Source organism: Cupriavidus sp. KK10 (assembly GCF_018223725.1).
GTDB lineage: Bacteria > Pseudomonadota > Gammaproteobacteria > Burkholderiales > Burkholderiaceae > Cupriavidus > Cupriavidus necator.
In genome coordinates, this window is record NZ_CP073678.1 from 653,056 (window position 1) to 674,364 (window position 21,309).

Consider the following 21,309-nt stretch of genomic DNA (forward strand, 5'->3'; position numbering starts at 1 on the left):
TCTTACTCCTTGATCGTGTCGACAGGCGTGGCGTCCGCTGCCTGGTTGGGGTTGGGGTTGAGATTGAGGTCAGGGTTGCGGGAATGCGAGGCCGGCTCGTACTCGCCGGCGGAGAGCTTGCGGCGCAGGATCTTGCCGACCGGCGACTTGGGGATCTCCTCCACGAAGACGTAATCGCGTGGGCGCTTGAAGTTCACCAGGTCCGAGCCGCGGCAGTAGGTATCCAGTGCTTGCGCATCGACGTTGCTGCGCGACTTGACGAAGGCCACCACCTTCTGGCCCCAGCGCGGGTCCGGCACGCCGGCCACCGCCACTTCTTCCACCGCCGGATGCAGCGACAGCACCGACTCGATATCGACCGGCGAGATGTTCTCGCCGCCGCTGATGATCATGTCGTCGACCCGGCCGCTGACGAAGAGGTCGCCCTCGGCGTCGAAGTAGCCGGTGTCGCCGGTGAAGTACCAGCCGTCGCGCAGCGACTTGGCGTTGGCGTCGTCGCGGTTCCAGTAGCCTTCGAAGGCCTCATCGCCGCGCAGGTCGGCGATGATCTGGCCTTCCTCACCAGTGGCCGCCAGATCGTCGGGCGAGCGGGCGTCCAGGCGCACCACGCGCAGGCGCGTGTTGATGCCGGCGCGCCCCGCGCTGCCGGGCTTGCGGGTGGCGCGCTGGTCGATGCTGAAGGTGTACACCTCGGATGAGCCGTAGTGGTTCACGAACAGCTCCGGCTCGAAGGCCAGCGCAAGGCGGCGCAGCAGGCCGTCGCTCATCGCCGCGCCGGCAAAGCCGAGCTTGGTCGCGGTGCGGATCGCCGAGGGATCGAATCCCGGATCGGCCAGCAGGTCGTGGTACAGCGTCGGCACCAGGTACAGGCAGGTGATCCGGTGGGTGGCGATCTCCTTGAGCGCCTGCCCGGCGTTCCAGCGCCGCACGCAGACGAACAGGCCGTCCACCAGCGCCATCGCCAGCAGCGAGCGCACGCCCATGGTGTGGTAAAGCGGCATCACGCCAAGGGTGCGCTCGCCATGGCGATATAGGTTCTGCGCCACGTGGGCGAGCGCGGCGGCGCGCTCCTGCCGGTGCCGGCGCGGCACGCCCTTGGGCTTGCCGGTGGTGCCCGAGGTGTAGAGCATCAGCGAGACAGCGCTCGCTTCGGCCACCGGGGCGTCATGCAACGCAACGCTGTCCAGCAGCGAGGCGAACGACATCGAGCCGCCCGCCGCGCGGTCCAGCGCAATGCAGGGCACGGCCTGCGCCGCCGGGCTGGCCAGCACGGCATCGGCGCTGACCGGCTCGAACACCAGCGCCTTGACGGCGGCATCCTGCACGCAATAATCAAGCTCCTCCGGCTTGGCGCGCCAGTTCAGGGGCACCATCACGATGCCGGCGAACTGGCAGGCCCAGTGCAGCGTGGCCATTTCCCAGCGGTTTTGCAAGACGGCCAGCAGGCGGTCGCCTGGTTCCAGGCCAATCTCGCGCAGGCCGGACGCGACGCAACGGATACGCTCGTACCACTGCGCATAGGTGAGCATCAGGTCGCCATCGACGATGGCGGGCGCATGCGGGCTGCGCTCCACGCTCTGCAGGAAGGTGCGGCCGAGATCAAGCATCGCAGGCCTCCTCGATAACTACGCCGGCAGCAGCATGGCGAGCCCGTGCACGGATCGCGGCTACGTCGAGCACGGCGGCCACGATGGGGGTGTAGCCCGTACAGCGGCACAGGTGCCCGGACAGCATGTCGCGCACCTGCGCTTCGCTGGGTTCCGGCACGCGTTCCAGGTAGTCCGCGCACGACATCAGAATGCCAGCCGTGCAGAATCCGCACTGCAGCGCGTGGTGGCGGCGGAAGGCCTCCTGCAGGTCGCTTAGCCCCTCGGCCGGCGCCAGGCCTTCGACGGTATCGATGGCGCGGTCCTCGGCCTGCAAGGCCAGCATCAGGCACGAGCGCGCGGCTACGCCGTCGACCCGCACCGTGCAGGCGCCGCAGACGCCGTGCTCGCAGCCAACGTGGGTGCCGGTGGCGCCGAGCTCGTGGCGCAGGAAATCCGACAGCAGCTCGCGCGGCTCGCAATAGCCGCTGCGTTCGCGGCCGTTCAGGGTCAGGGTAATGCGGCGCCGCTCCTGGCGCTGCATCACCTCGGCGGGCTTGCCGGATTCGGCGCCCTTGGTGGTCTTGCTCATTTTGCCTCCTCGATCACACGCATGCCCAGTTGCCGCACCAGGTGCCGACGGTACTGCGCGCTGATATGGGCGTCGTCCTGCGCGCCCAGTTTCCAACTGAAATCGTTGATGGCCTCCTCCAGGTCCTTGCCCTGCAGGCGCGGCCAGGTTTCCAGCACCGGCCTGTCTGCCACGCCACCAACCACCAGCGCGATGGCGTCATCGGTCACGGTGGCCGCGCAGGCCACCAGCGCAAAATCGCCGTGGCGTGCGGAGAATTCGGCAAAGCCGTAGCGCGCCCCGGGGCGCCGCAGCGGAAAGCGCACCGCCTCCACCAGCTCGTCGGGCTCGCGTGCCGTCATCAACATGCCCTGGAAGAAGCTGGCCGCCGGCAATACGCGGCGGCGCCGCGCGGCGCGCAGCACAACCTCGCCGCCCAGCGCGGTCAGCACCAGGGGCAATTCGGCGCTCGGATCGGCATGAGCCACCGAGCCGCACACGGTGCCACGGTTGCGAATCTGGAAATGCGAAATATGCGGAAAGGCCATGGCCAGCAGCGGCACCTCGTCGGCCAGCGTGGCGCGCCATTCGACGCTGCCCTGCGTGGCCGCGGCACCCACCACCAGGTGAGCGTCTTCCACCCGCACCGTGTTCAGCTCGGCGGTGCGCGAGATATCGATCAGCAGTTGCGGCTGCGCCAGGCGCATGTTGAGCACCGCCATCAGCGACTGGCCGCCGGCCAGCACGCGCGCGCCCTCGCCGCCACGGGCCAGCGCATCGAGCGCGTGCTGCGTGGTTTCGGCGCGCAGGTAATCGAAAGCGGATGGTTTCATCGACGGACTCCCAAACGGGCCAGCAGGCGGGTAAGCCAGCCTTGCGGCCGTACCGGCTTGCCGGCGGCCTGGCGGCCGAGCGATTCGAACAACTGGCGCAGCACCACCTTGGCGGCGCCTTCCAGCATGCGTCCGCCCACGGCGGCGACCTTGCCGGATACCTCGGCCTCGTAGTCGTAACTCAGGCGCGTGCCGCTGCCATGCGGGACCAGCTCCACCAGGCCGGCGCCGCGCGCGCTGCCCAGCGAGGACATGCCGGCGCCCGCCAGCCGCAGCCGGCACGGGGGATCGAGGTCCGACAGGGCGATCTCCGCCTCGAAGCGCGCCTTGATCATCCCGACCCCTACCGTCACGTCGGCGCGGTAGTGGTTCTCGGCGGTGCGCTCCAGCGCGTGGCAGCCGGGCACCACCTTGGCCAGTGCCTGCGGGTCCAGCAGCACGGCGAAGATGGCTTCGGGCGTGGCGTCGAGATCCACCGAGCCGCGCGCCGTGAGCGCCTTGCCACTGCCCTTGCGGGCCGCGGGCACGGCGGCCTCGCGTATGGCTTCCAGCAATTCGGGGCGCGACGGTGGCGGATCGTCGAAGCCCACCATGGCCATCACCTTGGCCGGGGTCAGCGGCAGGCGGATGTCCTGCACGCCGAGCGCGTCCGCCACCGCGTTGGCGATGCAGGGGGGCGTGCTCATGTTGTTGCCCTCGCCCAGGCCCTTGGCGCCGAGCGGCGTGAAGGGGCTTGGCGTTTCCAGGTGCACGATCACCGGATCGGGCACCTCGCAGGTGGTCGGCATCAGGTAGTCGGCCAGCGTGCCGGACTGGAAGCTGCCGTCGGCGCCATAGCGGAACTCCTCCATCAGCGCCGCGCCCAGCCCCTGGGCGAAGGCGCCGCGGATCTGGCCATCGGCCAGCGCCGGGTTGAGCAGCGTGCCGGCGTCGTGCGCGGTCACGTAGCGATCGATACGCACGCGCCCCGTGGCGCGGTCGATCTCCACGCCGCACATATCGAAGGCAAAGCCGTAGGCGGCCGAGGTGTTGATGCGGTCGTTCTCATCCGGCGCTTCCAGGTTGGGCGGCGACCAGAACACCGTCTCGCGCAGGCCAGGCTCTTCTCCCGCCGGCAGCTGCTGTGGTGACCAGTGCGGCGCATTGCTGGCTACACGCGTGAACGGCAGGCCGGATTCGGGCGCTCCTTTGCGGGCAATGCGGCCGTCTTCGAACACGACCTCCGCAGGCGTGCAGCCGAACTGCGGCGCCACGATGCGCGCCAGCTTGTCGCGCACCCGCTCGGCGGCCAGATGCACGGTGCCGGCCACCGCGCCGGCAAAGCGGCTAGAGTAATTGCCGGCGGCAACCGACCACGCATCCTTGTGGGTATCGAACTCGACGTTCACCACCACGTCGGCCGGGTCCACGCCAAGCACGTCGGCCACGACCTGCGCGCACACGGTCATATGGCCCTGCCCGGCTGGCGTCGAGGCAATGGTGACCACCACGCCGCCGAGCAGGTCGACGCTGACCGTGGCGCTGGCGATGGCGCCGTTCTTCGGCCCCACCTTCTTGCGCGCCTCGGCCGGCATGGCGGTGGTGATATAGCCCATGTTGGACACGGACGGCTCGACGATGGCGGCAAAGCCTATGCCATACAGCCGGCCCTCGGCGCGCGCGGCTTCGCGGCGGCGCTTCAGCTCGGAGTAGCCGCCTTCTTCCAGCGCGCGAGCCAGCGCCAGCTGGTAGTTGCCGGAGTCCAGCAACGCGCCCGCGGCGGCGCGATAGGGAAAGGCCTCGGCGGCAACAAAGTTGCGGCGATACACATCGAGCGGATCGAGGCGGAGCTGCGTCGCGATGCGCTGCACCAGCCGCTCCAGGGCGAAATACACTTGCGGGCCGCCAAAGCCACGCACCAGGCCGGTGGGCGTCTTGTTGGTCATCACCACCCGGTTGCGCACCAGCAGGTTGGGGATGTCGTAGGCGCCGGTCAGGCAGCCGTGCATGCGATAGAAGGTGGCGGGCTCCGGCGCGCGCAAGTAGCCGCCGCAGTCTTCGACCTGGTCATAGGACAGCGCCACGATGCGGCCATCAGCCTTCACCGCGGCTTCCAGCGTGGACAGCCGCGCGGTGGCGGAGGTGGCGGCGCTGAGATGCTCGAGCCGGTCTTCCACCCACTTCACCGGTGCGCCGGCCTTGCGGGACGCCAGGCACATCAGCACCACATAGGGAAACACGGCCTGCTTCACGCCGAAGCTGCCGCCGGAATCGCGCGGGGCTTTGTGGCGCAGCCGGTTGGCCGGCACCTTGAGCGCCATCGCCATCACCGCATGCAGCGAGAACGGCCCCATGAAATTGGAGGTGACGTCATAGCCCTCGTCACCGGACAGGAACTCGGCAATCACCACGCCGCATTCGATCGGCGTACAGGTGTTGCGCGGATAGTGCGCGGTCAGCGTGATCCGGTGCGGCGCGGTGGCAAAGGCGGCCTCGGGTTCGCCGTAGCGGAAGTGCCGGTCGCTCACCACATTGGTGCCCACGCCGGGATGCAGGATGGGGGCATCGTCGTCCAGCGCGGCTTCGATGGACACCACCGGCGGCAGCACACGATAGGCGACGCGCACCAGGTCGAGCGCGTCTTCGGCCAGGGCACGGCTCTCGGCCATTACCACGGCCACCGGCTCGCCCACGTAGCGCACGCGATCGATGGCCAGCGCCCACTGCTCCATCGGCGACTTCACGGCGACCACGAAGGGCCGCGACCAGGCCGCCAGGTCGGCGCCGGTCAGGACCGCATGCACGCCCGGCGCGGCAAGCGCCGCGCCGGTATCGATGGTGCCGAGTTCGGCATGCGCATGCGGGGAGCGTACGATGGCCGCGTGCAGGGTGCCCGGCTTCACGCCGAGGTCGTCGCCATAGCGGCCACGGCCGGTGAGGATGGCGGCGTCCTCGAGCCGCTCCATCGAACGGCCGACGTGGCGCTGGCGCGCGGCCGCGCCTGCTGCGGATGCATGGTGGATGGCCGCCGCTGCCGCGGCCAGGTTGCGCTTGTCGCTCATGACCGGCCTTCCCGCCTGGCGGGGCCGGGACGGTCCATCTGGTTAGCGGGGATTGCGGGCCGGCACGGGGAGATGCCACGCGGCACGGGGCGAACGTCCGCTACCGCTGTCTCCAGTGTCGTGCCGGTCATGCCGCCAGCATCGTTCTGTCTCATTCCTGACTCCGTTCTTCGCGTCGGCCCCGGCAGGCGAATCCACCCGGGACATGCAACGTTGAACAGGAGCTTAGGGAGGTTATGGTATTAGTTCTAATATTGTTTTTTGATTCACTTCATCATCTACGATGATCACTGTCCGGATGGGCGTTAATGTGCACATCCGTGCTGCTGACGCGCCACGGCTAAGTGTTCGGCCGCGAACAACGGCCCGAAAAGTACGCGATGAGGGCGACAAAAAATCTGATACGCTCATTCCCGTCCAACGAATTTATTGATACCTGATCGATCACTTGGCATGGACCTCAAACAGATCCAATATTTCATCGCCCTGTTCGAAGACGGCTCCGTCACGCGCGCGGCGAAACGGCTGAATATCGTTCAGCCGGCGCTGAGCATGCAGATCGCCAAGCTGGAGGAAGAGTTCGGACAGAAGCTGTTCGATCGCATCCCGCATGGCATGGTGCCAACCGCCGCCGGCCGCATGATGTATCGGCTATTCCTGCCGCTCGTGCGCGACCTGGCCAATGCGCGGCAACAGCTGATGCAACGCGACGAGCAAGTGGCGGGCAGCATCTCCATCGGCATGGTGGCGTCGGAGACGGAGAGCGTGCTGGTGGGTTCGCTGGCGCGTTTCAACGCGCGCTACCCGAACGTCGAGGTATCAGTCGCCGACGGCTTCAGCGCCACGCTGATCGACCTGGTTTCCGCCGGCCAGCTCGACGCGGCCGTGGTGCATAAGCCCCGCGGCAAGCTCTCGCTCCATGTGCAATCCCTGCACGACGAGGAAATGGTGCTGGTCACTAGTGCGGAACATGGCCCGGAACTGCCGGCAGCGGTGGAACTTACCAAGCTGCCGGGGCTGGAACTGGTGCTGCCCACCAAGCGCCATGGCTTGCGCGGCGTGCTGGATGCGGCCACGCAACTGGAAGACGTGACTTTGCAGCCGAAGTTCGAGATCGACATCCTCGGCACCATCGTCCAGTTCGTCGAGGCCACGCGCTTTGCCACGGTGCTGCCGCGCATCGTGGTGCAACGCGCCGTGGACGAGGGCCGGCTGCGCGTGTACCCCATCCTGGCGCCGCGCATCGTGCGCCACCTGGTGTGCGTGAGCCATCCGCAGCGCCCGCTCAGCACGGCCGCCGACGCGCTGATCGCGATCGTGGCCGAGGAGATCCGGAGGGTATCCGGCACCGCCGCCTGATCGGGGCGCTGCGGCCATCGCTGTCCTGCCCTTGCACCGGGCTGCGCGCCGCGCGCGGGGCATCGTTGCGCGTGCCGAACAGCGTGTCGCAGATCGGGAAGGTCAGGTTGAAGTTCTGCGTGGCCATCAGTTCGGGATCGTGATGCGTGACGTGCAGGCGCCGCACGGTACCCACCAATGGCATCTTGTCGAGCAGCGGGATGTCCGTGACGTGCGATAGCGTATGCGTTCCTTCGTACATCAGGTAGTACGCCGCCATCGTCATCAGCGCGATATACCCCGCGTTCTTCGAGAACACCGCGCCGATCGCCAGTGCAAACGGCACTGCGGCCAGCACGAAAGCCACCGGCGCGAACGGCGGGAACAACAAGGCGCGCCAGTGTTTCTGGCCTTTGTACTCAAGCGTCACGTGCGTGAAGAAGCGATGGTGCACGGCGCAATGCCGTTTGTAGATCATGCTGAAAAAGCGCGTCGGCCGAAGCAGTACATAGCGGTGCGCGGCCCACTCGGCCCAGTTCCCGAATAGGAAGATCGGCACGATCGCGAGCCACTGCGCCAGCGTCGGTGCTTGCAGTTTCATCGCGCACCAGGCAATCACCCCGCCCGTGAACAGCAGCGTGAAGGCGAGATGCAGTTCGCCGCGGTACCACGCGGGCGTGGACGCGACATACTCGTCGCGGAAGCGGTAAGAGCGTGCGCGGACTTCGTTATCGTATTTCATCGTTGTCTCCTCGTTCCAGGCGCTGGTGGCGCCGCAGAGTGCAGCTTCGGTGTTTACCTTTGGTTTCCAGCTTCGGTGTTCAGCCCGGATCGGCAACTTCGCTCAACGCCCGCCGGGTTGCGCGACGCTCGGCCAACATGGCGTCGGCGATCTTTTCCGCGAGCATGATGGTGGGAATGTTGGTATTGGCCGTCGGCAGCCGAGGCATCAGCGACGCGTCGACGACGCGCAACCGGCCGACATCGTGGACGCGGCCCGTTGCGTCCGTCACCGTGCTCCGGTCCGCCTGCGCGCCCATCCGGCAAGTGCCGCTGGCATGCCAGACCCCGAAGACGCTCTGGCGCACGAAGCCCTCCAACGCGGACTCATCCGCGAGCAGGCTGGTCAGGTTTGCCCCGCCCGTGACAAAGCGCGCGATCAGGCTTCTGCGTAGCGGCCCCGAGACATCGAGCAGTGCCCCCAGCAACGCGGTGAGCATCGCATTGCCGGGGCTCACGCGGCTCATTACCTTGACGCGCGGCGAAAACATAGCGGGGAAGAAATCATCCGGATGCTGATGCAAGGCCGACGCACCGACGAAGCGCACCAGCCTGCGCACACCAGCCACCATGCGTCGCAGATCCCGTTGGTCATCCAGCAGGTTGAGCTCCACTAGTGGCGGCACCTCCGGCTGGGCGCCCGCAAGGCTCACCTGCCCGCGCGAGAATGGCCGGCTGCACCACAGGAAGAAGAGGCCGAGCCGATTACCGAGCGCATGCCAGCCCGCCCGTGTCGAGCTGGACAAATACATGTCAGACGCTTCGCCGCCCGGCACTTCGGATGAGAAGCGCGCCGCCGTCATGCTGGAGCGCCGGCGCGCGAGCGGCATGCGGTACTCGGGCGCGAGGAACTGGCAGAAGGTCAGCGCAGGATGATCCTGGAGATTGCGGCCAACGCCGGGCCGGTCGGCCACCACCTCGATGCCGAGCGCCTGCAGCGCGGCCGCGTCGCCAATCCCCGCGCGCATCAGGATGGCGGGAGACTGCAGCGCGCCCGCTGACACGATGACCTCTCCGGCTTCCAGCGCCAGCCGCGCCCCGTCGGCACGAACGGCGATCACCCCGCGCGCTTCGCGTTCGGATACGACCAGCTCCTTCACCGTTGTCTCGGCAAAGATCCGCAGATTGGTCCGCTTGCGCGTGTTCGCATCGAGATAGGCGATGGCGGTCGATATCCGCTTGCCATCGAGGTTCGAGAAGGCAGCGGGAAACCAGCCATCGCCGAACTCCGCGTTCTGGTCGGCCAGCGCGGACAAGCCGCTGCGGCCCATCGCGTGCGCAAACTTCGCGCAGAACGGCGGCCAAGCCTGCGGCAGGATGCGGCGGATCGGCACCGGTCCGTGGCTGCCGTGCAGCGGGCTGTTTGCCGTAATCCACATCGCGCTCAAGGTTGCGGAAATACGGCAACACATCCTGCCACGACCAGCCGGGCGCGCCCGACGCCGCCCACTCGTCGTAGTCGCGCGGCAGCCCGCGGTTGGCGGCCTGCACATTGATGCTCGAGCCGCCGCCCATGACGCGCCCTTGCTCGTAGAGTCTGGCGCGCGCCCCTGCCACGGCGCGCGCCTGCAGCGATGGCCAGATGTACCGGTCGCCGAAGAACAAGGGCATCGGATAGCTGTCGAGAATCTCCGCCGGCACCGCGCCGGGCGGCGTATCGACGCCCCCCTCGATCAGCGCGACGCGTATGCCCGGGTCCCGCGAGAGGCGATTGGCCAGCACGCAGCCGGCCGACCCGCCGCCAACGATCACATAGTCGAAGCGGTTTCTCGGCGTACCCATGTGTTCTCCACTTGTCATGTGCGTGGTTGCTGCGTCATTGCCGCGTCATTGCAAGGGGATGGCCGCGTCATGCACGACCTGCTTCCACTTCGCCAGTTCCTTGCCGATGAACGCCGAGAAGTCCGCCGCGCTGCCGCCCGCCGGCCTGACGCCCTGCTCGTGGAAGATGCTGCGCACATCTGCCGTGCGCAGCGCGTCGTTGATCTGCGCGTTCAGCTTTCGCACGATCTCCGGGGGCGTGCCGGCCGGCGCGACAATGCCGTGCCAGGATGACGCGTCGTAGCCGGGCAGGCCGCTCTCGGCCATGGTGGGCACCGTGGAAAGCGACGCGAAGCGGCTCCGGTCGGCGACGGCAAGCGCGCGCACCTTGCCGGACTTCACGAAAGGCAGCACATGGGGCAACGCGTCGAAGGCCACTTCGACCTGCCCGCCGGCCAGATCGGTCAGCATGGGCGTGCTGCCCTTGTAGGGAACCTGGGCGAGCGCGACGCCGGCACTGCGCTCGAACAGCGCCATCGCAAGGTGGTTGGACGAGCCGCTGCCCGACGAGCCGTAGTTGATCTTGCCGGGCTTACCCTTAGCGGATTTGACAAGATCGTCCACGGAGCGGATCGGCGATCCGTTGGTCACCACAAGGGTCATCGGCGACTGGCCTGCCAGGATGACGGGCGTGAAGTCCTTGAGGGTGTCGTACGGCAGCGACTTATAGAGCCAGGGATTGGCACCGAAGGGGAACTGCACCACCAGCAGCGTGTAGCCATCGGGCGCGGCCTTGGCCACGAACGAGGTGCCGATGATGGTGCCCGCGCCGGGCTTGTTGTCCACCACCACGGGCTGGCCCCAGGCTGCAGTGAGCCTGCTGCCGACGATTCGGGCCAGCGTGTCGTTAAAGCCGCCGGGCGGGTACGGCACCACGATGCGGATCGGCTTGGCGGGATAGCCGTCCGCATGGGCAAGTCCCGTTGCCAACAGCAAAGCGAGCCCGGCATGGGCGAGCCACGTTTTCATGTCTGTCTCCTGCTGGTTCAGTATTCAAGGCGCGGCCGGGATCGACGCCCCGGTCCGCTGCGCTGGCGTTCAGCCGGCGAAATCGTGAGCGAGCCCCGACCAGCGGCCGGCCAGCGTGTCGTGCTCGATCTGGAACAGGTCGAGGATGCGTCCCACGGTGTGATTGACCACGTCCTCGATGCTGACCGGATGCGTGTAGAAGGCGGGAACGGGCGGCATCACAACCGCGCCCATCTCGGTGGCGTGCACCATGTTGCGCAGATGGGCCAGGTTCAGTGGGGTTTCGCGCGCCACCAGCACCAGGCGCCGCCGCTCCTTGAGCACCACGTCCGCGGCACGCGTCAGCAGGTTGTCGGAGAACCCGTTGGCCACCGACGCCAGCGTCTTCATCGAGCACGGCGCAACCACCATGCCCTCGGTCACGAAGGAGCCGCTGGCCACCGCCGCGCCGATATCGCGCACGTTATGCACGATGTCGGCCAGCGCTTCGAGCTCGCTGCGCTTGATGCCGAGTTCCTGGGTCGCGGTGAGCATGCCCGAAGCCGACACGATCAGATGCGACTCGACGTTGTCCAGGCTGCGTATCGCCTTGAGCAGGTTGACGCCGATGGCGGCGCCGCTGGCGCCGGAGATGCCGACGATGATGCGTTTCTGGTTGGCCATGACATCAAGCTCCATCGCCGAGATACGCTTCCCAGCGCGATGGGTCGGCGGACACCAGCGCCTGCACATCGATGGTTGACTCACCGGGAATCCGCACGCGCGTGAACACATGCGCCGCGTACTTGACCGGGCGGGTCGCGTCCAGCCCCATCTTGGCGCAGATGCCTTGCAGGTGCGGCTCCGGGTTGTCGATACCGGCGAGGCTGGCGGCGACGGTCGTGGAGGGATCGAGCACCGAGCCCTGCGCCCCCGCGATCACCACCAGGTCCTGGTCCGCCTGGAAGCGCGTCGCGACGGCCCATTCCACCTCGGCCGGGTCGTGGACGTCGACATCGGTATCCACCACGACCACCTGCTTGATGTCGTAGTGCGCGCCAAACGCCGAGAGAATGACGTTCTTCGCTTCACCCTCGCGCTTCTTGTCGAGCTTTACATACAAGTGGTACCGGCATACGCCGCCCACCGACAGATGCACATCCTGCACCCCGGGATGGCTGCGCTGCAGATGCGCCAGCAAGGTCGCCTCGCGCGGAATCGCCCCGAGCAGCAGGTGCTCCATCTCCGCCGGCACGATGGTGTGATAGATCGGGCGAAGCCGGTGCGTGACGGCGTCGACCTGGATGACCTCGCGCGGCTCGGCGCTGCTGTAGTACTTGGGAAACTCGCCAAAGGGCCCTTCCATCTCGCGCTCGCCGGGCAGAAGCCGGCCCTCGATCACGATCTCGGCATTGGCCGGCACGCGCACATCGCTGGTGCGGCACTTGACCACGGGAAGCGGCGCCCCATGCAGCGCGCCGGCGATTTCCAGTTCGTCATGGTCGATCGGTGCGATGGCCTGCGAAGCCAGCATGGTGAGAGGATCGACACCGATGACGATGGCGATCGGCAGCGCCTCGCCGCATGCTTCGGCCGCACGGTAGAACGCATCGAGATGGCGTGGCAGCATCAGGATCGCCATGCGGTCCGGCGCGTGCACCTGGATGCGGTGGATCGAGACGTTCTGCACGCCCGTGCGCGGGTTTCGCGCGATGGCCAGGCCGGCCGTGATATAGGGACCGTTGTCGTGCTCGCTGTGGGTCGGGATGGGCAACAGTTCGTGCAGGTTCACCTTGTCCAGGTGGATGACCTGCTGGCACGCTGCCTCGCACTGGGCGATCTCGCGCACCGGCAGGGGCTGCGCGGCCGCACTGCGGAAGCGCTCCAGCAAGCCGTCTTCGGGCACCCTCATCGCCTCGGCGATCCACGAGCGGCGAGACATGAATCCGCTCACCACCGGAATCGCATGGCCGCCGGGCTGGTTGAAGAAGGCCGCGCGCTCGCCATCCAGCCGCTTGGCGACCGCGGCAAGGGTGTGCTCAAGCGCAACCGGCTCGTCTATTGCCGCCAGCCTCCCGGTGTCGCCAAGGTGGCGCAGCCAGCTGCGCAGGGTCAGCGCCTCCTCCGGCATGGCCATGGGTTCCGGCGCGCGGTTCATCGATTCGGTTATCTGCCTGAACATTGCATTGCTCCTGAGTCGTCGGCGTGCGGCCCAGGTCCTGACTGGCCCACCGCACGCGAGGTGAGGCAAGCCTAGTCAGGAAGCAACATCAGGTCTAATACTGTTTATTGATTCGAAATATCATCGTTGCTGATATAAGTAATTGACCTGATGACATCCGGCAAGCACGGAACGCTAATAGAGGGACCCTAGGAAGCGCCACGTTTTTTCGTTCAGCTGCTCCCGATGAAATGCACGATCAGCGGCTTTTAACGGCATTCTCCCCACGCGCCACGAAATCACCGCTTCACATAAATTGATCGCATGTATCACTATTAATGATGAATTAATGCGGCACACCGGGCACATGGACTTAAAGCAAATCCAGTACTTTATTGCGCTGTTCGAGGACGGCTCCGTCACGCGAGCGGCCAGGCGACTGCATATCGTGCAGCCTGCACTGAGCATGCAGATCGCAAAACTCGAGGAAGAGCTGAATCAAAAGCTGTTCGAAAGAGGCGCGCACGGCATGTCGCCGACCCGGGCAGGCCGCCAGATGTACGGGCTGTTCCTGCCCATCATGCGCGACATCACGCATGCGCGTGAACAACTGGTGCAACGTGAGGAGATCATTTCCGACAGTATCACGATCGGCTTGATCGCCTCGATCGCGGAGGGCGCGCTCGCCGAGTCGCTCGCCCGCTTCCGAGCACGTTACCCGCACGTGGAGGTGACCGTGGCCGACGGCTACAGCACGACGCTGATCGACTGGGTAGCGGGCGGTCAGTTGGATGTGGCCATCATCAACAAGCCACGCGCCCAATTGTCCCTGGATTCCCGGCCGCTGCTGGACGAGGAAATGGTGCTGGCAACGAGCGCCGCCCACGGCCTGGACCTGCCCCCCTCGGTCCAGTTGTCCAGTCTTACCCAATTGGAACAGGTCCTGCCAACCAAACGCCACGGCCTGCGCGGCGTTCTCGACAGCGCGGCGCACCAGTTCGACCTGATGCTCACACCGAAATATGAGGTCGACGCGCTTGGCACGATCGTCAAGCTGGTCGAGTCGACGAACATGGCGACCATCTTGTCCCGCATCGCGGTGCAGCGCGCGGTAGGCCACGGCACATTGCGCGCGCACTCCATCCTCGCCCCTCGTCTGGTCCGGCACATCGTGCGCATCAGTCACTCGCGCCGCGCGCCGAGCACTGCTGCGGAAGCGCGGATCGGCATCATTTCCGGCGAGATGCAGCGCGCGTCGCATGCCGCTGCGTCTTCCGACAGTCCAGACTCGACCAAGGAGAACAACGAATGAACGCGCAACACTGGATTTACGGCATGTGGTCCGGCGAGCCTTCCGCCGATAGCATCAACCCCGCGGACGGAACCCTGATCGGAAAATTTCCCGACGGCGGAACGACGGAAGCCAACGGTGCCATCGCCGCCGCGCGGCACGTCCTTGAACGCACGACATGGGGCCACGATGCCCGCCTGCGGCAGAATGTGCTGCTCGCCTGGGCTGGCGCGCTCGAAGGAGAACGAGAGGCCCTGGCCCGAGTGCTCACCGCCGAAAATGGCAAGCCCATCGCGCAGGCCCGGGGCGAGATCGGCTCCGCCATCTCGGAAGTCCGCTATTACGCCGGGCTGGCGCGGCACATTCCGGGCCACGTGCTGGAGCCGGAGCCCGGCACGATATCGACCATCCTGCGAGAGCCGGCCGGCGTCGCCGCCATCATCGTCCCCTGGAACGCGCCCGCGGTGCTGCTCGTGCGCTCGCTCGCACCGGCGCTCGCCGCCGGCTGCACGGCAGTGGTCAAGGCTGCTGCGCAAACCACGCTACTCACGGCGGCCATGCTGCGCCTGTTCGAGCGGACCGGCCTGCCGGCCGGCGCCGTCAATCTTGTCTGCGAAACGGGCTATGCCGCATCGGACCGCCTGGTGCGTTCGCACGACGTGGATGTGGTGAGCTTTACCGGATCTACCGCGACTGGCAAGAAGATCATGATTGCCGCCGCGGATAGCGTGGAAAAGCTCTCGCTCGAACTCGGCGGGAAATCGTGCTGCCTGGTGTTCGATGACGTCGACACGGAGGCGGTTGCCAACCGGCTCGCGCTCGCGGCCACCATCATCTCGGGCCAGCAATGCACGGCGGCGCGCCGCATACTGGTACGCGAGGCCATCGCACCGCAGATGCGCGGGCACTTGACTGCGGCCCTTGCCGCGCTTCGCCTCGGGCCCGGCATCGAGCCGGACACGCAAATCGGCCCGCTGATCGACCACCCGACGCGCGCAGCGATCAGCGCCCTCGTCGAACGCGCCTGCGACGAGGCTGACTCGGTACTGCTGCGCGGCGCCATGCCAACTGGCGCGTTCGCGCGCGGCGCCTTCCTCAGCCCCACGCTGGTGGAACACAGCGACCCGATGCCTTCTTCTGCCAAGAGGAGATTTTCGGTCCGTTCGCCACACTCGAGACCTTCGCGACCGAAGAAGAGGCACTGGCAAAAGCCAACAACACCGTCTTCGGCCTGTCCGCCAGCGTGTGGACGCAACAAGGCGAGCGTGCCATGCGGCTTGCGCGGGCCTTGCGCAACGGCACCGTCTGGGTCAACGACCACAACCGCCTGTTTGCCGAAGCGGAGACGGGCGACTATCGGCGGAGCGGACCTGGACGGCTCCACGGGTACGATGCCTTGGCCGACTTCACCGAGTTGAAGCACATCTGCATCCATGCGGGCATACCGCAAGGAAGCAGCAGAGTGTGGGCGGCGTGATCCGCGGCAAGCGGGTTCGCATGACGACTCCGGATACGACAGCAGCGCGCCCGCTGGTTTGTGATCGACGTGCTCGCCCGGGCCTAGCCTCCAATCCCTTGCCCCGCTTCTACCCAATGTCTCCCATCGTCGTCCCGCTTCTGCTGAAATCCCTTTCCCCTCTTGACATCGTTCTCCCTTCGCCTAGACTGATGTAATCGATTGCATTTGAAAGTTTGCCATCCAGTCTGCGGATGTGCAATATTTTTTGTACTTAAATGTAATCGATTACATTGAATGAAGACCACGAGGAGACATCGACATGCAGGAACGCCGTCGGAAGTTTTATGGCTGGGGCTACGAAGGGGACACCGTCACGCCGGAGGAAATCTCCGAGTTCGAGGCCGCGTGGAGCCGCCTGCTAGGCGTCGAGCATTTCGAGGCCATGCCCTTCCCCACTGCGGATGAAATCGAGCTTCGCGCGCCGCGCGTTCAGCCGCCTGCAACGCTGCGCGAGATCTGCACGACGGACCACTATGATCGCCTTTATCACACCTATGGCGCCGGTACGGTGGACGTGGCGCGGGCCATTCGGAAGGAGTTCCCGAATCCGCCAGACGTTGTCGCGTATCCCAAGACCGAACAGGAGATCGTCGATCTCTTCGACTGGTGCGGCCGCCAACAGCTCGCCGTCGTTCCCTACGGCGGCGGTTCCAGCGTGGTCGGCGGGGTGAACCCTCCGGAGCACGATCGCTACCGAGGCGTCCTCACACTCGACCTCAAACATTTCGACAAGGTGCTGGAAGTCGACCAGACCTCGCAAGCCGCACGCATCCAGGCCGGCGTGCTCGGGCCGAGCCTGGAACGTCAACTCAAGCCGACCGGGCTGACCATGCGCTTTTTCCTGCAGGCATGGGAGTTCTCGTCGCTGGGGGGCTGGATCGCGACCCGCGCCGCCGGGCATTTCGCCACCGCCTACACGCAGATCGACGACCACATCGAAAGCCTCAAGGTCGTGACTCCCGCGGGCAATATCGAGTCGCGCCGCTTTCCGGTATCGGGCGCAGGCCCCAATCCCGACCGGCTGTTCCTGGGCTCGGAGGGCGCGCTTGGCATCATTACCGAGGCCTGGGTCAAACTGCACCGCCGCCCGGTCTTCCGCAAGCAGACCACGGTGCGCTTCCGCGATTATGCGAAGGCTGTGGAGGCGACGCGGCTGCTGTCCCAGTCTGGCCTGAACCCCGCGAACGCGCGGTTGGTCGAGCGCGAGGAGGCAGCCTACACCGGCTCCAGCGACGGCACCTACGACATCCTCGTGCTCGGCTTCGAGTCGGCGGATCACCCGGTCGATGCGTGGATGGCGCGCGCGCTGGAGATCTGCGCAGCATGCGCCGGCGATTGGGATACCGCTCCGTCAGCCAAGGAGGAAGGTGCCGATTCGGCCACGGCGAGCTGGCGCAACAAGTTCCTGCGCGGACCCTATCTGCGCGAGTACGCCATTGCACGCGGCGTCATGCGCGAAACCATGGAAACAGCCGTCACATGGGACCGCTTCGCCGCGCTTCACCAGCACGTCAAGAACGAGACGCATCGCATCATCCGCGAAGTGACGGGCCGCCCGGGCTCGGTGACGTGCCGCTTCACCCACCTGTATCCGGACGGCCCCGCGCCCTACTTCACCTGGTTTGCCTATGGGGACAAGGCCCGTATTCCCGAGCAGTACCTGGCAATCAAGCGGGTGGCCGAACAGGCCATGGTGGACGCCGGCGGCACCGTCACGCACCACCACGCGCTCGGACGGGACCATCGGCCCTGGTATGACAAGGAGCGGCCAGAGCTGTTCTGCACCGCGCTGAAGGCGGCAAAGCAAGCGCTCGACCCTAAGCAGATCCTGAATCCCGGCGTACTGTTCGACCCGAGCTGAAGCGCTCTGGCATTCACAGGAGGCAAGACCATGGCAGGACCTTTGGAAGGCATCCGGGTGCTCGACCTGAGCCGCATCCTTGCGGGACCGTGGAGCACCCAATTGCTGTCGGACCTCGGTGCCGACGTGATCAAGGTGGAGCGGCCCGGCAGCGGGGACGATACGCGCGCTTGGGGGCCGCCCTTCCTGGCCCGGGAAGACGGCACCCCGACGGCTGAATCGGCCTATTTTCTTTGTGCCAATCGTGGCAAGCGCTCGATCACCGTGGACGTCAGCAGCGAGGCGGGACAGGCCGTGCTCCGCGAACTGGCGAAGACGGCCGACGTCTTCGTCGAGAATTATAAATGCGGCGACATGCGGCGCTATGGCCTCGACTACGACACGTTGGCGGAGCTCAATCCACGCCTGGTCTACTGTTCGATCACTGGCTTCGGACAGACCGGGCCGTACCGTCACCGGGCCGGCTACGACTTCGTTGTGCAGGCCATGGGCGGGCTCATGAGTATCACCGGCGAGTGCGACGACCGTCCCGGCGGAGGGCCGCAGAAATGCGGCGTACCTATCTCGGACCTGATGACAGGGATGTACGCGTCGGTGGCCATCGTCAGCGCCTTGTTCGAACGGGTAGAGAGCGCGCGCGGCCAGTACATCGACATGAGCCTGCTCGACACGCAGGTCGCGTGGCTTGCGAACCAGGCTTCCAACTTCCTGGTAGCGGGTTCCGAGCCACGACGCTGGGGTAACGCCCATCCGAATCTCGCGCCGTACCAATCGTTCGCGACCAGCAATGGCGCGCTGATCGTTGCAGTCGGCAACGACCGGCAGTTCGGCGCTCTGTGCGCCGCACTGGACCTGGGCGAACTGGCACGCGACGAGCGCTACGCGACCAACGCCGCGCGCCTGAAGCACCGCGAGGGCCTGGTGTCCTTGCTGGCGGACCGATTTCGTGGCCGCGACACGGCAGCCTGGCTGGTCGACCTGGAAGCCGCCAGCGTGCCGTGCGGACCGATCCATTCGATTCCGCAGGCCTTGTCGGATCCGCAGGTGCGCTCGCGCGGCATGGTGTTCTCGCTTCCCCATGGAAGCGGAGCGATCGCGCCGCAGATCGCCAACCCGATCAAGTTTTCCCGCTCCACCGTCGCGTATCGGCGTGCCCCGCCAGTGCTCGGCGAGCATACGGACGACATCCTGAGCCGCGACCTCGGCTGGTCCGCGGACCGGATTTCGGTATTGCGCAAGGGAGGAACGATTTGAACCGCAGGTAGCACAAGCGCGATCCCGAAGCAGGATCGCATCAGGAGACAGGAGACCCCATCATGCATCGATATCTACGACAAGCGTCCGCCGCCCTGCTTTGCCTGGCTGCGATCTCCGGTTGGCAGCACGCTGCGGCCAAGGACTGGCCCGCCCAGCCGGTCCGTGTGGTCTTGCCCTATCCGCCCGGCGGCGCTTCAGATGTCACCGCCAGGCTGCTGAGCGCAAAGCTTAGCCAGGCCTGGGGAGAATCCGTCGTCATCGAGAATCGGCCGGGCGCCAACGGCATCATTGCCAACGAACTGGTGGCGAAATCGGCCGCGGACGGATATACGGTGCTGATGGCCAATCTTGGTCCGAATGCGATCAATCCTGCGGTTTATTCGAAGTTGCCCTATGACTCGGTCAAGGATTTCGCGCCCGTGATCCTGGCGACTACCGTTCCGCTGATCATCGTCACGGCGGCGAACTCACCCATCAAGGATCTGAAGCAACTGATCGCCATGGCCAAGGATAAGCCTGGCGAGATCACCTTCGGCTCGGCAGGCAACGGGGCGAGCAACCACCTCGCGGGCGAACTGCTCAATACCATGGCGGGCGTCAAGATGGCGCATGTCCCGTACAAGGGCGACGGCCCCTCGTTGACCGACGTGCTGGGCGGCCAGATCCATGTCGCGTTGCCGACGGCCCTGGCCGGCATGCCGCAGGTCAAAAGCGGCAAGCTGCGCGCGCTTGCGGTCACCAGCAAGAAGCGCCTACCGTCCTTGCCGGAGGTTCCCACGGTAGACGAAGCACTGGGCATTAATGGCTATGAGGCCGTATCCTGGGGCGGCTTCATGGTGCCGACGGGAACGCCGCCGGCCATCATCGGCAAGATGAATGCTGAGTTCAACAAGGCGTTGCAATATCAGGACATCCGGGAGAAGCTGCGGGCTCAGGGCGCCGAGATCGTCGGCGGCACGCCGGAGTCGTTCGACACCTTCCTTCGCGCCGAACTCGCCAAATGGAAAAAGGTGGCGGACTCTGCCAAGGTGCGGCTCGACTAGCCGAGGCAAGCGCCGGCCGCATTTGCCGCGACCGGCGCTTGCGTGGCGTTCCTGCCCCGCGGACTTGCCCCCCGCGATACAATGCGACCCGTGGACAGGCTCATCCTTCACTCCAACCTTGCTCGTCCCCTTCGTTTTCGAGGCATGCCGAATATGGTCAACGTGAAACAGGTCGCTCTCCTTGCCGGCGTGTCTTCCGCCACCGTATCGCGCGCGTTGTCAGCACCGGAATTGCTGCGCCCAGAGACCCTCAAGCGCGTGCAGGAAGCGATTGTCAGCCTCGACTATGTGCCCTTTGCCGCGGCCCGGATCCTGCGTTCGGGACGGACCATGTCCATCGGCATCATTGCGCCGACGCTGATGAACGAGCTGTACGCAAGAGCTGTGGACACCCTTGAGAAGCAGCTCGAAGCGCTCGGCTATACCGTTGTTCTGACGTGCCATCGCGACAACAGCGAAATCGAGTTGCGCTGTGCGCGCGAACTGCTGGAGCGGCGCGTGGACGGCATCGCCATCATCGGTTCGCAGCACCATCCCGAAGTCTTCTCTCTTATCCATAAGCACAATGTCCCCTATGTGCTGATGTGGGCAACGGATCGCGAAGGCAGCCATCCTACGGTCGGCTACGACAACCGGCTCGCGATGCGGCGGCTGACCGCCTACCTGGTAGGCCTTGGGCACCGCGAATTCGCTGTCCTCCCGGGGCCGCTGAACACTCAGCATCTGTCGGTCCAGCGGCTGGAAGGCGTCAAGGACGTGCTCAGCGAACACGGCATCGCATTGCGTGAGGAGCTGGTCCTGCCCACTCCCTATGAGGTCGAGCCGGCCCGCGCCGCGGCGCGCGCGTGTCTGACCAGTCCACATCGGCCTACCGCACTGATCTGCATAAACGACTTCATCGCGGTCGCCGCGATCGCCGAATGCCGCGCTCTGGGCCGGTCCATTCCGGCCGATATCTCCGTGACCGGTTTCGGGGACTGGCAGGTCGCGGAGCTTATCACCCCCACCCTGACAACCATGCGGTCGAATCCAGTGCGTATCGGCGAACTGACCGCGAGGAACATCATTGCGCAGATAGAAGGCACGGCACGGCGAGAAGAACTGCAGAACGAATTCGAGCCCGAGTTGATCGTACGGGAAAGCACGGCCCGCCTCGGCGGTCCAGTTCCTGCGCTTCCCGAGGACCACGTGGCGGCAGGCCAAGTCGCAGGGCATCCACCAGGGCGCTGATTGCTCCTACGTATTGAGCAAAGAACATC

At 66.0% G+C, this 21,309-nt stretch carries 14 protein-coding genes and 2 pseudogenes; 7 read left to right on the top strand and 9 right to left on the bottom strand.

Annotated elements, in window-relative coordinates; genetic code table 11:
- Positions 1 to 2: 2 nt before the first annotated feature.
- Genes KB879_RS34360 through KB879_RS34375 form a run of 4 tightly spaced genes read right to left on the bottom strand, consistent with a single transcriptional unit; the run spans position 3 to position 6,031 of the window.
- Entirely contained in the window at positions 3 to 1,607 is a 1,605-nt protein-coding gene (locus KB879_RS34360) for an AMP-binding protein (protein WP_211984040.1), read from the bottom strand.
- Positions 1,600 to 2,178 (bottom strand): (2Fe-2S)-binding protein, encoded by a 579-nt coding sequence (locus KB879_RS34365; protein ID WP_153955553.1) that lies wholly within the window; start codon positions 2,176 to 2,178, stop codon positions 1,600 to 1,602. The genes KB879_RS34360 and KB879_RS34365 overlap by 8 nt, the downstream gene beginning before the upstream one ends.
- Entirely contained in the window at positions 2,175 to 2,990 is an 816-nt protein-coding gene (locus KB879_RS34370; RefSeq protein ID WP_211984041.1) for a xanthine dehydrogenase family protein subunit M, read from the bottom strand. The genes KB879_RS34365 and KB879_RS34370 overlap by 4 nt, the downstream gene beginning before the upstream one ends.
- The gene (locus KB879_RS34375) at positions 2,987 to 6,031 is read right to left on the bottom strand and encodes a molybdopterin cofactor-binding domain-containing protein (RefSeq protein ID WP_211984042.1); all 3,045 of its coding nucleotides are present in this window, start codon (positions 6,029 to 6,031) and stop codon (positions 2,987 to 2,989) included. Before KB879_RS34375 ends, KB879_RS34370 begins: the two co-directional genes overlap by 4 nt.
- A 453-nt stretch (positions 6,032 to 6,484) precedes the next feature.
- Here KB879_RS34375 and KB879_RS34380 point away from each other — a divergent pair, with 453 nt between their 5' ends.
- Positions 6,485 to 7,390 (top strand): LysR family transcriptional regulator, encoded by a 906-nt coding sequence (locus tag KB879_RS34380; protein WP_018312595.1) that lies wholly within the window; start codon positions 6,485 to 6,487, stop codon positions 7,388 to 7,390.
- Here the strand turns inward: KB879_RS34380 and KB879_RS34385 are convergent.
- From KB879_RS34385 to KB879_RS34405, 5 genes and pseudogenes are all read right to left on the bottom strand, one after another.
- On the bottom strand, positions 7,317 to 8,111 hold the full coding sequence (locus tag KB879_RS34385) for a sterol desaturase family protein (protein WP_211984043.1): 795 nt from the start codon (positions 8,109 to 8,111) through the stop codon (positions 7,317 to 7,319). The genes KB879_RS34380 and KB879_RS34385 overlap by 74 nt on opposite strands.
- A gap of 79 nt (positions 8,112 to 8,190) precedes the next feature.
- Positions 8,191 to 9,931 (bottom strand): annotated as a pseudogene (locus tag KB879_RS34390) (GMC family oxidoreductase).
- A 45-nt stretch (positions 9,932 to 9,976) separates the two neighbouring features.
- Positions 9,977 to 10,939 carry a tripartite tricarboxylate transporter substrate binding protein gene (locus KB879_RS34395; protein ID WP_211984044.1) on the bottom strand — a complete coding sequence of 321 codons (963 nt, stop codon included), beginning with the start codon at positions 10,937 to 10,939 and terminating at the stop codon, positions 9,977 to 9,979.
- 69 nt (positions 10,940 to 11,008) lie between these two features.
- Positions 11,009 to 11,602: a UbiX family flavin prenyltransferase gene (locus KB879_RS34400; protein ID WP_249221514.1), complete on the bottom strand. Its 594-nt coding sequence runs from the start codon at positions 11,600 to 11,602 to the stop codon at positions 11,009 to 11,011.
- Between the two features lie 4 nt (positions 11,603 to 11,606).
- Positions 11,607 to 13,076, bottom strand: a complete 1,470-nt coding sequence (locus tag KB879_RS34405) for a UbiD family decarboxylase (RefSeq protein WP_249221532.1) — start codon at positions 13,074 to 13,076, stop codon at positions 11,607 to 11,609.
- A 370-nt stretch (positions 13,077 to 13,446) separates the two neighbouring features.
- Here KB879_RS34405 and KB879_RS34410 point away from each other — a divergent pair, with 370 nt between their 5' ends.
- From KB879_RS34410 to KB879_RS34435, 6 genes and pseudogenes are all read left to right on the top strand, one after another.
- Positions 13,447 to 14,391 (top strand): LysR family transcriptional regulator, encoded by a 945-nt coding sequence (locus KB879_RS34410; RefSeq protein ID WP_211984047.1) that lies wholly within the window; start codon positions 13,447 to 13,449, stop codon positions 14,389 to 14,391.
- Positions 14,388 to 15,847 (top strand): annotated as a pseudogene (locus tag KB879_RS34415) (aldehyde dehydrogenase family protein). The gene KB879_RS34410 and the pseudogene KB879_RS34415 overlap by 4 nt, the downstream one beginning before the upstream one ends.
- Before the next feature lie 301 nt (positions 15,848 to 16,148).
- Positions 16,149 to 17,750 carry an FAD-binding oxidoreductase gene (locus KB879_RS34420; protein ID WP_211984049.1) on the top strand — a complete coding sequence of 534 codons (1,602 nt, stop codon included), beginning with the start codon at positions 16,149 to 16,151 and terminating at the stop codon, positions 17,748 to 17,750.
- Positions 17,751 to 17,780: 30 nt separating this feature from the next.
- Positions 17,781 to 19,004, top strand: coding sequence for a CaiB/BaiF CoA-transferase family protein (locus KB879_RS34425; protein WP_211984051.1), 1,224 nt, complete (start codon positions 17,781 to 17,783; stop codon positions 19,002 to 19,004).
- 62 nt (positions 19,005 to 19,066) lie between these two features.
- Positions 19,067 to 20,050, top strand: a complete 984-nt coding sequence (locus tag KB879_RS34430; RefSeq protein ID WP_211984053.1) for a tripartite tricarboxylate transporter substrate binding protein — start codon at positions 19,067 to 19,069, stop codon at positions 20,048 to 20,050.
- A 153-nt stretch (positions 20,051 to 20,203) separates the two neighbouring features.
- Positions 20,204 to 21,280, top strand: coding sequence for a substrate-binding domain-containing protein (locus tag KB879_RS34435; RefSeq protein WP_211984055.1), 1,077 nt, complete (start codon positions 20,204 to 20,206; stop codon positions 21,278 to 21,280).
- The last annotated feature ends 29 nt before the right edge of the window (positions 21,281 to 21,309 follow it).

What these genes read in the sequence shown, in the direction of transcription:
- KB879_RS34410 (WP_211984047.1), top strand. Translation starts at nt 13,447, where the DNA reads ATGGACTTAAAGCAAATCCAGTACTTTATTGCGCTGTTCGAGGACGGC.
- KB879_RS34405 (WP_249221532.1), bottom strand. Translation starts at nt 13,076, where the DNA reads ATGAACCGCGCGCCGGAACCCATGGCCATGCCGGAGGAGGCGCTGACC.
- KB879_RS34435 (WP_211984055.1), top strand. Translation starts at nt 20,204, where the DNA reads ATGGTCAACGTGAAACAGGTCGCTCTCCTTGCCGGCGTGTCTTCCGCC.
- KB879_RS34370 (WP_211984041.1), bottom strand. Translation starts at nt 2,990, where the DNA reads ATGAAACCATCCGCTTTCGATTACCTGCGCGCCGAAACCACGCAGCAC.
- KB879_RS34360 (WP_211984040.1), bottom strand. Translation starts at nt 1,607, where the DNA reads ATGCTTGATCTCGGCCGCACCTTCCTGCAGAGCGTGGAGCGCAGCCCG.
- KB879_RS34385 (WP_211984043.1), bottom strand. Translation starts at nt 8,111, where the DNA reads ATGAAATACGATAACGAAGTCCGCGCACGCTCTTACCGCTTCCGCGAC.
- KB879_RS34425 (WP_211984051.1), top strand. Translation starts at nt 17,781, where the DNA reads ATGGCAGGACCTTTGGAAGGCATCCGGGTGCTCGACCTGAGCCGCATC.
- KB879_RS34420 (WP_211984049.1), top strand. Translation starts at nt 16,149, where the DNA reads ATGCAGGAACGCCGTCGGAAGTTTTATGGCTGGGGCTACGAAGGGGAC.
- KB879_RS34430 (WP_211984053.1), top strand. Translation starts at nt 19,067, where the DNA reads ATGCATCGATATCTACGACAAGCGTCCGCCGCCCTGCTTTGCCTGGCT.
- KB879_RS34400 (WP_249221514.1), bottom strand. Translation starts at nt 11,602, where the DNA reads ATGGCCAACCAGAAACGCATCATCGTCGGCATCTCCGGCGCCAGCGGC.
- KB879_RS34380 (WP_018312595.1), top strand. Translation starts at nt 6,485, where the DNA reads ATGGACCTCAAACAGATCCAATATTTCATCGCCCTGTTCGAAGACGGC.
- KB879_RS34395 (WP_211984044.1), bottom strand. Translation starts at nt 10,939, where the DNA reads ATGAAAACGTGGCTCGCCCATGCCGGGCTCGCTTTGCTGTTGGCAACG.
- KB879_RS34365 (WP_153955553.1), bottom strand. Translation starts at nt 2,178, where the DNA reads ATGAGCAAGACCACCAAGGGCGCCGAATCCGGCAAGCCCGCCGAGGTG.
- KB879_RS34375 (WP_211984042.1), bottom strand. Translation starts at nt 6,031, where the DNA reads ATGAGCGACAAGCGCAACCTGGCCGCGGCAGCGGCGGCCATCCACCAT.